8 protein-coding genes are annotated in these 13,267 nt (G+C 36.1%); 7 read left to right on the top strand and 1 reads right to left on the bottom strand.

Annotated features, from left to right (window positions below):
* Positions 1–295: 295 nt before the first annotated feature.
* The 4 genes from NK356_RS16800 to NK356_RS16785 all read left to right on the top strand — a co-directional run bounded on the left by NK356_RS16800 (position 296) and on the right by NK356_RS16785 (position 8,014).
* Positions 296–3,064 carry a SusC/RagA family TonB-linked outer membrane protein gene (locus NK356_RS16800; RefSeq protein WP_253317517.1) on the top strand — a complete coding sequence of 923 codons (2,769 nt, stop codon included), beginning with the start codon at positions 296–298 and terminating at the stop codon, positions 3,062–3,064.
* Positions 3,065–3,069: 5 nt separating this feature from the next.
* Positions 3,070–4,650, top strand: coding sequence for a RagB/SusD family nutrient uptake outer membrane protein (locus NK356_RS16795; protein WP_253317516.1), 1,581 nt, complete (start codon positions 3,070–3,072; stop codon positions 4,648–4,650).
* An 18-nt stretch (positions 4,651–4,668) separates the two neighbouring features.
* Positions 4,669–5,778 (top strand): SusE domain-containing protein, encoded by a 1,110-nt coding sequence (locus NK356_RS16790; RefSeq protein ID WP_253317515.1) that lies wholly within the window; start codon positions 4,669–4,671, stop codon positions 5,776–5,778.
* Between the two features lie 79 nt (positions 5,779–5,857).
* Positions 5,858–8,014 (top strand): glycoside hydrolase family 97 protein, encoded by a 2,157-nt coding sequence (locus NK356_RS16785; RefSeq protein WP_253317514.1) that lies wholly within the window; start codon positions 5,858–5,860, stop codon positions 8,012–8,014.
* Between the two features lie 57 nt (positions 8,015–8,071).
* On the opposite strand, the gene NK356_RS16780 is transcribed toward NK356_RS16785, so the two are convergent.
* Positions 8,072–9,061 (bottom strand): sterol desaturase family protein, encoded by a 990-nt coding sequence (locus NK356_RS16780; protein ID WP_253317531.1) that lies wholly within the window; start codon positions 9,059–9,061, stop codon positions 8,072–8,074.
* A 203-nt stretch (positions 9,062–9,264) separates the two neighbouring features.
* Between NK356_RS16780 and NK356_RS16775 the strand changes: the two genes are divergently transcribed.
* The 3 genes from NK356_RS16775 to NK356_RS16765 are packed head-to-tail and all read left to right on the top strand — an operon-like array spanning position 9,265 to position 13,070.
* The gene (locus NK356_RS16775) at positions 9,265–11,124 is read left to right on the top strand and encodes a glycoside hydrolase family 13 protein (protein WP_253317513.1); all 1,860 of its coding nucleotides are present in this window, start codon (positions 9,265–9,267) and stop codon (positions 11,122–11,124) included.
* A 9-nt stretch (positions 11,125–11,133) separates the two neighbouring features.
* Positions 11,134–11,652, top strand: a complete 519-nt coding sequence (locus tag NK356_RS16770; protein WP_034695902.1) for a nuclear transport factor 2 family protein — start codon at positions 11,134–11,136, stop codon at positions 11,650–11,652.
* Entirely contained in the window at positions 11,652–13,070 is a 1,419-nt protein-coding gene (locus NK356_RS16765; RefSeq protein ID WP_253317512.1) for an MFS transporter, read from the top strand. The genes NK356_RS16770 and NK356_RS16765 overlap by 1 nt, the downstream gene beginning before the upstream one ends.
* The last annotated feature ends 197 nt before the right edge of the window (positions 13,071–13,267 follow it).

Raw genomic sequence — 13,267 nt, 5'->3', positions numbered from 1 at the left:
TGAATACCGCTATTGGTGGCATTATTATGATGAAGAAAGCAAATTTTAGGAGCTGAATATGAAATTAAGTTAAACAGTTGTTTAACATTATCTTAATTTAAAACAAATATTATGCAATGCATAAGACGTTGTAAATTATTGGATTTTAAAAAACTAACTAAAATGGGTTTCGTAATATACATAATTTTAACTAAAATTATATTAAATTTATAATAATTCTATTTTTTTTTTAAATTGCGAGTCTGGCTCCAGGCCAAAATATGACTGAAAAACGAAACTATAAAAAAATAAGATTGTGAAGAATTTTGCAACAGTATTAAAAATCGCGCCCGCTTTTTTACTGGCCAGTACAGTAATACATGCGCAGAAAAAAGATTCTCTTCCTCAGGAGAAGAAGATTGACGAAGTTGTACTAATCGGATATGGAAAACAGAAAAAATCTGATCTTACCGGTTCTATAACTTCTGTTACGGCTAAAGACTTCAACGGAGGAGCTACTTCTGCCGGGCAGTTGATCCAGGGTAAAACACCAGGAGTTCAGATTACCAATAACAGCGGAGCTCCGGGTTCAGGAACGAAAATCAGGATCAGGGGTACTTCTTCTTTGAATGGTGAAAATTCACCATTAATCGTGATTGATGGTGTGCCACAGGATTTTACAGGGATAAACGGAGCATCGGATCCATTATCACTTATTAATCCAAATGATATTGAAACATTTGATATTCTTAAAGATGCTTCTGCTACGGCAATTTATGGTAACAGAGCTTCCAATGGGGTTATCTTAATCACTACTAAAAAAGGAACTGCAGGTAAATTAAAAGTTAATTTTTCAACTCTTACCACTGTTTCTACAAAAATGGATAATGTGAATGTTCTTGATGCCAATGAATACAGATCATTTGTAAATGATCTTGCAAAAACAAATGCTGCAGTTGCTAATAATGTATCAAGAATGGGGACTGCTAATACAAATTGGCAGGATCTTATTTATCAAAATGCATGGGGAACGGATAATAATTTGGCATTTTCAGGAGGTATTAAGGGGTTGCCATACCGCTTATCGATCGGATATAATGATCAAAATGGTATCGTAAAGACGAATTCTTTTAAAAGAACCTCTGTAGGGTTAAATTTGAATCCTAAATTTTTTGATAATCATTTAAGCGTAAATGTAAATGCAAAAGGTACTTTCACAGACAATAGATTTACTGATGATAAAGTAATTAAGGCTGCTACATATTTTGATCCTACCCAATCTGTTTATTCAGGAAACACAAAATACGGAGGGTTTTATGAATGGACAGATCCTAATAATGATATTACCGGTCTTAATGTAAATGGAACTTCCAATCCAGTTGGTCTTTTAAATGGTGTACACGATGTATCTTCTCTTTGGAGAGGATTAGGAAATATTCAATTAGATTATAAGCTGCACTTTTTGCCTGATTTACATGTTAATGTAAATGCTGGATATGATTACTCTAAAAGTAATGGAGCGAAAACTGTAAGTCCAATATACAGAGCTGGGATAGGTGATTTAGGAACCTATAATCAGTATACGATGGAGAAAAAGAATAAGTTGCTGGAAACTTATTTAAATTATCTTAAAACAATTTCTTCAATTTCTACTACTATTGATCTTACTGCAGGATATGCTTATCAGGATTTTCATACAATTATTCCGGGATCAACTACTTTCAAAGGAAGAGGGCAAAATACATTTACTAATGATTTTGAAACGAAAAGTGTCCTATTATCATTCTACGGTAGAGGTATTTTTACGATAGCTAATAAATATATTATTTCAGCCTCCATAAGAAGAGATGGTTCTTCAAGATTTTATAATGGTACCAGCAGTAATGTGTGGGGGAACTTCCCAGGTGTGTCAGTTGCATGGAAAATTAACGAAGAAAATTTCCTGAAAGATACAGGTATCAATGTTTTAAAATTAAGAGCTGGTTGGGGTAAAACCGGACAACAAGAACTTCCTACACTAGATACAAATAAACCGAGAAACTACCCATCTTATGCTGCTTATAATTTAAGTTTCAGTGGAGCAGAATACCAGTTTGGAGATCAGTTCTTTTTTATGATGAGACCCGAAATTTATAATCCAAATCTAGGTTGGGAGATCACAACAACAAAAAATGCAGGTATTGACTTTGGTTTTGCAAAAAACAGAATCACAGGTTCCATTGATGTTTATCAGAAAGATACGAAAGATCTTATTGTAGATTCACCAATTGCAGCAGGGGATTTAAGTAACCATAATCTTTTGAATGTGGGGAATATGCAGACAAAGGGTATAGAAGCTTCGGTTACATTTGTTCCTGTAAAAAAAGAAAATACAACATGGGAAGTATCTTTTAATGCTACGCACTATAAATCTAAGATTACCAAGCTTATTAATGGAGCGGATTCTTCATACAGAATTCTGGTAGGAGGAATTGATGGTGGTGTGAATAATACAATTCAGGCTCATACGGTAGGACGCCAGCCTAATGCTTTCTATGTATTCCAACAAGTTTATGATGCTAATGGGAAACCATTGGATGGAATCTATGTAGATAGAAACAATGACGGAAAAATTGATGTTAATGACAGATATTATTACAAATCAACACAGCCGGATGCTATCATAGGATTTAATACTAAATTCTCTCACAATAACTGGGATATTGGTTTAAGTGCAAGAGCTGTACTAGGGAATTATGTCTATAATAATGCTGCCTCCAATAGTTCAATTCAGTCATTAACAACCAATAATTATCTGCAGAATGTGTATTCTACTGCAGCAGATTACAGATTTTCAAGCCCACAATATTTCTCCGATATTTTTGTAGAAAATGCTTCTTTCTTAAGGTTAGATAATATCAACGCAGGGTACAATTTTAAAGATGTTTTCTATAAAGGAAGCAATATCAGAGTATATGCGATGCTTCAAAACGTATTTGTGATTACCAAATATTCGGGAATAGATCCTGAAGTATTTGGAAACATTGACAATGGATATTATCAGATGCCAAAAGTGTATTCTTTAGGGTTTAACTTTCAATTTTAAGAAAAATGAAACAATTTAAAACAAATATAATAGCTGTTGCAGCCTTATTCAGTATTCTTACTGCAACATCTTGTGTGAACGATCTTGAACAGCAGCCTATAACGGATGTCACTTCTGCCAGTGTATTTACTGATTTTGCTAATTATCCTTTAGCGTTAGCAAAAATTTATGGAGGTTTTGCAAATGGTGGACAGAATACAAATGGTGGAAACTCAGATATTAACGGAATTGATGGAAACTTCTCACAATATACAAGAGTATTGTATACATTGCAGACCCTTCCCACAGACGAAGCGGTAATTGCCTGGAATGATGGTACCCTACAGACAATTCATAAAATGACTTGGGATTCTTCAAGTGAGTTTGTTGAAGGTGCATATTACAGAATTTTTACACAAATTGCTACAAGTAATGAGTTTTTAAGAAACGTAACCGATGAAAAACTTGCATCAAATAATATTACTGGTGCTAATTTAACAGAGGCAAAATATATGAGAGCTGAAGCAAGATACCTTCGTGCATTATCATATTATTATGCGCTGGATCTTTTTGGAAATGTACCTTTCGTTGATGAAAGTTATTTGCCGGGATCTGTTAATCCACCTAAAAGAATTACCAGGGCAGAGTTATTTAATTTTATTGAAAGTGAACTGCTTGCAGTATCTGGAGATCTGAAAGATCCTAAAGCAAATGTTTATGCAAGAGTAGATAAAGCAGCTGCATGGGCTTTATTGGCTCGTCTGTATCTTAATTCTCAGGTTTATAATGGCTCTAATCATTATACAGATTGTATTACGTATTGTAATAAAATAATTCAGTCGGGGTATTCTCTGAAAACAAAATTTGCAGATTTATTCCTTGCGGATAATGATAAAAATAATCCGGAAGTGATACTTCCAATTGCATTTGACGGTGTTCATATTCAGACATCTGGAGGGACAACATATCTTATCCATGCTGGAGTAGGAGGAAGTATGCCTGCTTCAAGTTTTGGGATCAGTGGCGGCTGGGGTGGTTTAAGAACTACAAAGGCTTATGTCAATTTATTTGCGGGATCTCCTTCTGATCAAAGAGGTAACTTCTATACAGACGGACAGAATCTTGAGATTAATGATTTAGGAGTTTTTACAGATGGTTACGGATTTGTTAAATACAAAAATTTAACGAGTGCAGGTAAACCAGGATCTGATGCTGCCGGAAACTTCTGTGATACTGATATTCCTTTATTCAGATTGGCTGATGTTTACTTAATGTATGCTGAGGCTACTTTAAGAGGAGGAAGTGGAGGAAATGCGGCAACAGCTCTTGGTTATGTAAATGCTTTAAGAAAACGTGCTGGTGCTGGAACTGTAGCTTCTATTAATACAGATTATATACTGGATGAAAGAGGAAGGGAACTTGGCTGGGAGATGACAAGAAGAACAGACCTTATCCGTTATGGTAAATTTACTACTGCTTCATATTTATGGCCTTGGAAAGGAGGAGTTAAGGATGGAAAAAGTGTAGAAGACTATAGAAATCTTTATCCTATTCCTGCAAAAGATATTATTGCTAATCCAAACTTAATTCAGAATCCTGGATATTAATTTAAAAATTTGATTACAATGAAAAATTTATTCAAAATATTTACACTTCTTGTTTTAGGATTTTTGGTTATTTCCTGTGAGAAAGATGAAGATAGGGCAGTATTGGGAAATCCTTCTGCATCTAGCCTTACTTCAGATAAAACAAGTTTGGTTTTACTTAAAGATAATGCCACACAATCTGCGATCACTTTTAATTGGAAAATGCCTGACTATGGTGTAGCTGTTGCTCAGAAGAATCAGCTTCAGATTGCTGTTAAGGGAACAAACTTTGCCACTCCGAAAAATGTGGATTTGAATGATGGAGCTACCAAAGTAACCTTTACAGTAGCGGATTTCAATAATTATGTATTAGATGCGGGATTAATTCCTGAAACTGCAGCTGATGTTGAAGTGAGACTTTCTTCAAAACTTGGAGAGAATGCTGCGATCGTTTCAAATGCAGTGACTATTAAGGTAACACCTTATACTACTGCTTACCCTTCATTTTATATTGTTGGAGATGCGTCGGCTGTAGGTTGGAATGCAACAGCAGCTCAGCTTCTTTATAAAAAAGATAATTTTTCCACAATCTATACTTATCTGGAGAATAGTAAATCATTTAGATTTTTGGGACAGCAGGATTGGAGTCCTATCAATTATAGTTTAGATACTGCAGGAATTAATACTACTTATAAGTATTTCAAAACCTGGTCAAATAACTTATTGGCAGCACCTGCTGAAAATATTCAGTTTAATGGAGCAACAGGAATGTATAAAATAGTTATTGATGCGGATGCTACACAAAAATCAATTACTGTAACTCCATCACCTATTAATAATTGGAATCCAACAAATATGTATCTGGTAGGTACTATTAACGGATGGAATGCTGCTACAGCTATTCCAATGAATAGTTTAGGAAATGGAAAATTTGAATATACAATAGCTCTTCCAGCAGCTTCTGAATTTAAATTTCTTGGTCAGCAGAGCTTTGGTGATTTAGACTGGGGTAATATAACGGCTGACGGGAATACAGGATACTTGGGGCCAAAAGGAAGTAATGGAAATATCAAATTTGATGGTACTGGTGGAAATTATAAAATCTCAGTAGATGTTAAATTAGGTGTGTATACAATAAAACCAATATAATAGATTAAATCTGATAATAAAGCAAAGTGCTGCTTTACTGCGGCACTTTATCTATTTTTTAAGTTAATAAATAGTCATTATGAAGAAAATTACAGTTGGAGCACTTTTGCTCTCAATGATGTTTACAGGTGTGAAAGCCCAAGCTTTAAAATCTCCGGACGGGAAATTTGAAATGAACTTTCAGTTGAAAGAAGGAGTGCCTTACTACAACCTTAAGTATAACGGTGCAGTAGTAGTGGAAGATTCTAAATTGGGATTGAGATTATTTAAAGACACAGCCATAAAATTCGCTTCTGAGATTGCCAAACCAGAAGATGCAAAATACGATCTGAACAACGGTTTTGCGAAGACAGATGAAAAAAGAGACTCCAAAAATGAAACCTGGCAGCCGGTTTTAGGAGAAAAGAAAAATTATATCAACCATTACAACGAACTGGCAGTTACCCTGAACCAGGCTTCTACAGACAGAAGTATTGTGGTGAAATTCAGACTATTCAATGATGGTCTTGGTTTCAGATATGAATTTCCACAACAGAAAAACCTTAATTATTTCGTCATCAGAGAAGAAGATTCTGAAATCGATTTCCCTACCGATATGAAGGCATGGTGGATGGTAGCAGATTACGATTCTCAGGAATATCAGTATCAGGAAACTAAAGTGTCTGAAATTCCTTCAAAATGGGACAAAGCATACGATGCAAACGCTTCACAGTCATTGGTGAAAAATGCAGTTCAGTCTCCATTGATGCTTAAAAAAGAAGGAAAAGAACCTTTATATATCAACGTTGCTGAAGCTGCTGTATTAGATTATCCGGCTTCACACCTTGAGGTAGATGCACAGAATTTTAAATTCAAAACGCATTTGACTGCCGACAGACAGGGAGCGAAAGGATATATTCAGACTCCGTCAGTAACGCCTTGGAGAACGATTATTGTAGCTCCGAAAGCAGAACAGGTGATGGATTCTAAAATGATCTTCAACCTTAATGAGCCTACAAAGTACACCGATACTTCTTACATTCACCCTACAAAATACATGGGAGTCTGGTGGGAAATGATCATCGGGAAATCACAGTGGGCTTATTCTATCGCTGAAAATGTTCATTTAGGTAAAACAGACTTTGCAAAATTAACTCCAAACGGAAAACATGCTGCCAACAATACAAAAGTTAAAGAATATATTGACTTTGCTGCAGAAAACGGATTCCAGGGATTATTGATCGAAGGATGGAATATCGGTTGGGAAGACTGGTTCGGACACTCAAAAGAATTTGTTTTTGATTTCATCACACCTTACCCGGATTTTGACATTAAAATGTTGAATGAATATGCCCATTCAAAAGGAATCAAGCTGATCATGCACCACGAAACTTCAGGTTCTGCCACGAACTATGAAAGATGGGCGGATAAAGCTTTCCAAACAATGAATAAGTATGGATATGATGCCGTGAAAACCGGATATGTAGGAGATATCATTCCTAGAGGGGAACATCATTATTCTCAATGGACAATCAACCATTATTATAGAATTGCAGAAAAAGCAAACGACTATAAAATCATGGTGAATTCTCACGAGTCTGTACGTCCTACGGGAGAAAGCCGTACTTATCCGAACTACATCTCTGCAGAAGCAGCTCGTGGAACGGAATATGAAGCTTTCGGAGGAAATAAGCCAGATCATCAGACGGTTCTTCCGTTTACAAGATGGATGGGAGGTTCTATGGACTACACGCCGGGAATTTTCCAGACAAAACTTGACTATTATTTCCCTGGAGATAACCGTTTTGTAAAAACTACTTTGGTAAAACAGTTAGCGCTTTATGTAACGATGTATATGCCGCTTCAGATGGCTGCAGATCTTCCTGAAAACTACAAAAAGCACATGGATGCATTCCAGTTTATTAAGGATGTAGCAGCAGATTGGGATGATACAAAAATCTTAGCTGCTGAGCCAGGTGATTATGTAGTTACAGCAAGAAAAGCAAAAGGTACTGAAAACTGGTTTGTAGGAGGTATTACTGATGAAAACAAACGTGAATATGCAGTAGATTTCTCTTTCTTAGACAAAGGAAAAAAATATGAAGCAACCATCTATGAAGACGGAAAAAACGCTGATTATATTGATAATCCTCAAAGCTATAACATCTATAAAAAAGAGATTACAGGTAAGTCGAAAATTAATTTTAAAATGGTAAGAAGTGGCGGTTTCGCAATTTCAATTAAACCAGTAAAATAATTGTAAAGAGACACTAAGGTGCCCCGGTTTATCGAATTTTCGATGGCCGGGGTATTTTTATTTATCCTCTGCCTGTTGAATCAGTTGGGAATATTGATTTTCAGATTCTAATAGTTGCTCCTGTACTTTAACAGGAGTTTTTACTTTCTCTTTATATTCTTTCTGGTACTGTTTGACAGTTTTTCCAGTACCGTCATGCCTCCATCCCGGCGAATAAAAAAGATATTTAATGCGGTCTTTAAAAGAGATTCCCGGCTGTCTGATATCTTTCCCTATTCTTCTCCATTCATAGAAAAGCATCGTTGCAGGGTCTTTGGATTTTATTTTAGGATAAACACCATATTTTACAGGAACTTCAGGATCTTCTTTTTCAAAAGTTCCGAAAATTTTATCCCAGATAATCAGTCCCATTCCCATGTTACGGTCCAGATATTTGATATTACAAGCGTGATGTACTCTGTGATGAGAAGGAGTCACCAGAATATATTCTAAAAATCCCATACTTTTAATGGATTGAGTGTGTACAAATGTACCGTAAATCTGTATGGAAGAATACGCTACCAGAATATGCCACGGATGAAAGCCCATGAAAGCTAATGGAGAGAAAAATAAATACCTGTACAAGGGCTGAAATACAGGACTTCTGAATCCTGTGCTGATATTGAAATAATCAGAATTGTGGTGCGTAATATGTACTGCCCAGAAAACACGTGAATGATGATCTACATAATGATGGACATAATAAGCAAAGTCCTGGGCCAGGAATACGGCGATCCAGTACCAGATTCCTTCCTGCCAGTCGAAAAGACGATGTTGGTAAAAAAACATCATAACGAATAATGAAAAACCTTTCATGATGATATCTAGCCCATAATTAAGCAAGGCGAAAAGAACATTTGTTGCTACATCTTTAGTCTCATATATTTTCTCTTTATTAAAATGACTGTAGGCCATTTCCAGGAAAATTATAGCAGCAAAAACAGGAATTGTCCATGTGTAAACAACATCCGGTCCTTCAGTTTTGAATATATTGCTGAAATCCAACATTTTTTCTATAAAACTAAACATAAAAAGCATGGGAAATTAATTTTATGCATGAATTTTTTGTGAAAAATTTAATTATTCTTTATAAAATTTAAAATGAAGATATTTAATCTTATCATCTTCTAGAAATGAAGATGAAAAAAAGAGGTTTTCCGTAACATTTTTGAACGTGTATTTGAAAATTTAATGCTAAATTGAAAACTAATATGAAGACAATATATGCAGCATTCGCCCTTTCAATAGCTTCTTGTGCTTTTTCTCAGAAAAATCTGGAAAGAGTAGAACCGGCTTTCTGGTGGAAGGGAATGAAAAATCCTGAACTTCAGATTCTTGTGTACGGAAAAGAAGTGGCTAATAACGAAATTACGCTTTCAGATGGAATACAGATTAAAGACATCCGGAAAGTAGACAATCCGAATTATGTTTTTATTACAGTCAATACCAACGAGATAAACGTTCCGAAGTTTGCTATCAATCTTAAAAAAGGCAAAAAAAATATAGGTTCATACACTTATGAGCTGAAACAAAGAAATCCGGGATCTGCCAACCGTGAATCTTTTACTTCAAAAGATCTCATGTATCTGATCATGCCGGATCGATTTGCCAACGGTGATGAGAAGAATGACTCAAGGCCGGAACTTACCGAGAAAGCAGATCGCAGTCTTCCAAACGGCAGACATGGAGGTGATCTCCGTGGGATTATCAATAACCTTGATTATATTCAGAATCTGGGAGCAACAGCAGTCTGGCTGACTCCAGTGAATGAAGACAACGAAAAAGTGTATTCCTACCACGGTTATGCTCAGACCGATCTGTATAAAATTGATTCCCGCTACGGTACCAACGAAGAATATAAAACATTATCTCAGGAACTGAATAAACGAAAGATGATGCTGGTGATGGATTATGTTACCAATCACTGGGGTGGCTCACACTGGATGATTAAAGATCTTCCTTCCAAAGACTGGATCCATTGGTTTGATGAAGGAGAAAAAGGATTTAAACGTTCCAATTATAAAACCACAACGCAATTTGATACCAATGCTTCTGATATTGATAAAAAATATGCACTGGATGGATGGTTTGATACTACGATGCCTGATATCAACCAAAAAAATCCATTGGTTCTGAAGTATCTCATACAAAATGCAATCTGGTGGATAGAATATGCCGAACTGGGAGGATTTCGTGTAGATACCTATCCTTACAATGATAAAGATGCGATGGCAAAATGGGCAAAGGCAATCACTGATGAATATCCGAAATTCAATATTGTAGGAGAAACCTGGCTTTATACGGCGGCACAAATTGCAGCATGGCAGAAAAATTCGAAGATCGGAGAAATAGAAGGGTACAATTCAAATTTACCTTCTGTGATGGACTTCATGCTGTTTGAAAATATGCCTAAAGCCCTTAAAGAAAAAGAAAGCTGGGATAAAGGAATGATCCGTATTTACGATTCTTTTACCAGTGATTTTCTTTACCCGGATATCAATAATACGCTTGTTTTCTTCGAAAATCATGATACCGAAAGGTGGAACGAAATCTTTAATGTAAACCCTGATGCCTACAAAATGGCACTCACTCTGATCTCGACAGTAAGAGGAATTCCACAGATTTATTACGGATCTGAAATAGGAATGAGAGGCGATAAAAAAGCAGGAGGCGATGCCGATATCCGCAGAGATTTTCCGGGAGGATGGAAATCTGATCAACAAAATGCTTTCAATTCATCTACTCAGACTCAGGAGCAGAAAGAATTTTTTCAGTTTACTCAAAAATTAATGAACTGGAGAAAAGGCAAAGAGGTGATTCATAATGGAAAGACTAAAAATTTCGTTCCTCAGGATGGTGTTTTTGTGTACTTCAGATATAATGCAAAAGAAAGTGTAATGGTAATCATCAACAATAATGAAAAAGATCAGTCGTTAGAATTGAAACGATTTGCGGAATCACTTAACGGATTTGCAAAAGGAAAAGAGATTATTTCAGACAAAGAAATTTCATTACAAAACAATATGAATATTCCTGCGAAAACATCATTGATTATTGAACTAGAAAAATAATAATACCATATGAAAAAACTAACGACTGCTTATACATTAATCCTTTTTTTACTGGGATTCTCTTTATTTACCGCACAGTCAAAAAATACATTTGAGAAAGAAAAAACGGAAATAAGTATGATGCTGGACACTTTCAATGCAACAGCTGCAAAGGCGGATTATACAGGGTATTTTAATCTCTTTGCGGATGAATCTACTTTCATCGGAACAGATGCTACCGAAATCTGGGATAAAAAAGCATTTATGGTGTGGGCAAAACCTTATTTCGACAAAAAGAAAACCTGGAATTTTAAAGCGCTTAAAAGAAATATTTACTTCAGCAAAGATGGAAAACTGGCATGGTTTGATGAATTATTGGATACGCAGATGAAAATTTGCAGAGGTTCCGGAGTGGTAGAAAAAATCAATGGAAGCTGGAAGGTAAAACAATATGTTCTTTCTGTGACAGTTCCTAATGAAGTGGTAGATAAAGTGGTTACTGAAAAAGCACCTATCGAAGATGCATTAATTCAAAAACTGAAGTCATAATGGCAATAATGATGGGGAAATATGATACTGGGGCAGTCGGAAAAAGAAAAAAGCCAGACTTATCAATGCTCCAGATTATCAATATGAGCATGGGATTCCTGGGAATTCAGATGGCATTTGGACTACAGAATGGAAATGCGAGCCGTATTCTTGGGAATTTAGGAGCAGATGTACACGAATTATCGTGGTTCTGGCTGGTGGCCCCCATTACAGGTCTGATTGTTCAGCCTATAATCGGCCACATGGGCGACAATACTTGGAGTCCGTTGGGTAGAAGAAAACCTTATTTCCTGATTGGCGCTGTTTTGTGTGCTATAGGATTGGTTTTGCTTCCTAATGCAGCTTCAGTTACGCAGATGTTTGCGGCCAATGCTCTTTTGTTAGCGGTAATATTCCTTGCCATGATGGATGCTTCGGTCAATATTGCGATGGAGCCATTCAGAGCTTTGGTAGGAGATATGCTTCCCAAACATCAAGGTACTATAGGATTTTCCGTACAAACGATTTTAATTGGAATCGGTGCGGTACTAGGCTCTTATCTACCGGATTGGTTAACAAAAATGGGAATTTCCAATGTAGCTCCAGAAGGATTTGTTGCGGATAATGTTATTTACTCTTTTTATATTGGTGCAGGATTGCTTATCATATCAATTCTATACACCATCATGACAACCAGAGAGTATTCCCCACAGGAATTTGCTGATTTTGAAGATGGAAAAGAAGGAGAACAACATAACTCTAAGTTTTCAGATATTTTTAAAGATTTTGCTGCGATTCCTGCACAGATGAAAAAACTGGGAATTGTTCAGTTTTTCTCGTGGTTTGCATTGTTTACGATGTGGGTTTTCACAACCAGTGCATTGGCAACCCATCATTTCGGTCTTTCCCCGGAAGATACCCATTCCAAAGCATTTAATGATGCAGGTGACCTTACCGGAAAACTTTTCGGAATGTATAATCTCTGGGCAATTCCGTTTGCGTTTCTGTTAACACCTATCGCTAAACTGATTGGTAAAAAACAGACTCATGCTTTAGCTTTATTGTGTGGAGGTTTGGGACTGGTTTCAATGTACTTTATTAAAGATGTCAACAACCTATGGATTTCAATGATCGGATTAGGTTTTGCCTGGGCAAGTATTCTGGCAATGCCTTATGCCATGCTTATTGAGGTGATTCCACAACGGAAGATGGGTGTTTATATGGGAATATTCAACTTCTTTATTGTGATTCCGCAGATCATCAATGGTTTATTCGGAGGTCCTGTCGTAAGCGGTATTTTCGGAAAACAGGCCATGGATTATGTTGTTGTTGGAGGTGTTTGCATGCTGATTGGAGCTGTAGTAACCATGATTTTTGTAAAATCTGAAGATGAAACACCAAAGGAAATTGAAGAAGAAATCAAGCAGGTACATTTTTAATTAGAAACTAGAAGTTAGAGGTTAGAAGTAGAAGTTAGAAGTTAGAAGTTAGAAGTTAGAAGTTAGAAGTTAGTTGCGCCGAAAACTTTAACTTAAATATAAAAAAATATAACAAAATTCGACACTATCCCGTAAAGTGTGTAAGTTAAAAAGTCAGGGCTTAGATTTTATAATCTGAGCCTTTTCTCAAAAATAAG

Source organism: Chryseobacterium sp. S0630 (assembly GCF_024158915.1).
GTDB lineage: Bacteria > Bacteroidota > Bacteroidia > Flavobacteriales > Weeksellaceae > Chryseobacterium.
The sequence above is the reverse complement of the archived record's forward strand: the minus strand, read 5'-3'. Positions and strand labels throughout refer to the sequence as shown.

Coding starts and splice junctions, on each gene's coding strand:
- NK356_RS16770 (WP_034695902.1), top strand. CDS start 11,134: ATGAAAAAACTAACGACTGCTTATACATTAATCCTTTTTTTACTGGGA.
- NK356_RS16795 (WP_253317516.1), top strand. CDS start 3,070: ATGAAACAATTTAAAACAAATATAATAGCTGTTGCAGCCTTATTCAGT.
- NK356_RS16785 (WP_253317514.1), top strand. CDS start 5,858: ATGAAGAAAATTACAGTTGGAGCACTTTTGCTCTCAATGATGTTTACA.
- NK356_RS16775 (WP_253317513.1), top strand. CDS start 9,265: ATGAAGACAATATATGCAGCATTCGCCCTTTCAATAGCTTCTTGTGCT.
- NK356_RS16780 (WP_253317531.1), bottom strand. CDS start 9,061: ATGTTGGATTTCAGCAATATATTCAAAACTGAAGGACCGGATGTTGTT.
- NK356_RS16765 (WP_253317512.1), top strand. CDS start 11,652: ATGGCAATAATGATGGGGAAATATGATACTGGGGCAGTCGGAAAAAGA.
- NK356_RS16790 (WP_253317515.1), top strand. CDS start 4,669: ATGAAAAATTTATTCAAAATATTTACACTTCTTGTTTTAGGATTTTTG.